We start from the raw sequence: 369 nt of genomic DNA, 5'->3' as shown, positions 1-369 counted from the left end.
ACGGATCAACATATTAATAGCGCTTAAAGAGTCGTCAGACTACGGCGCAAATACAAGCATGTTACGCGACGTGCTTAAACGCTTTGGCCTTGGGTGTAGCCTCGACCAACTTAAAACCCTGCTTAACTGGCTAGAACAAAACGGCTACGTTAAAAACGAAATACTCAGTGAAAATACATGGGTTGCCCGTATCACCCCCTTAGGTATTGATGTAGCTGAAGGCACCAGCACAGTACCTGGTATTAAACGCCCCGCACCTCGGAGCAATTAAGTATGGATAAAGTCAGGCGTAGTAAACCGAGTAAAGTTGACGAGTTGCCCGAAGACATTAAAAAAACGCTAGATGAGATGTTGCGTGATAGTGGCAAC

General features: G+C 45.5%; 1 protein-coding gene. It reads left to right on the top strand.

The window, feature by feature from the left end:
• Positions 1-271 (top strand): hypothetical protein (locus J8L97_RS23290; RefSeq protein ID WP_211053100.1); only part of this gene is annotated, 271 nt, incomplete at its 5' end.
• Between the last annotated feature and the right edge of the window lie 98 nt (positions 272-369).

The sequence above is a fragment of the Pseudoalteromonas sp. MMG012 genome, from assembly GCF_018100875.1.
Taxonomy (GTDB): domain Bacteria; phylum Pseudomonadota; class Gammaproteobacteria; order Enterobacterales; family Alteromonadaceae; genus Pseudoalteromonas; species Pseudoalteromonas aurantia.
This window is presented reverse-complemented; position numbering and strand designations above follow the sequence as displayed.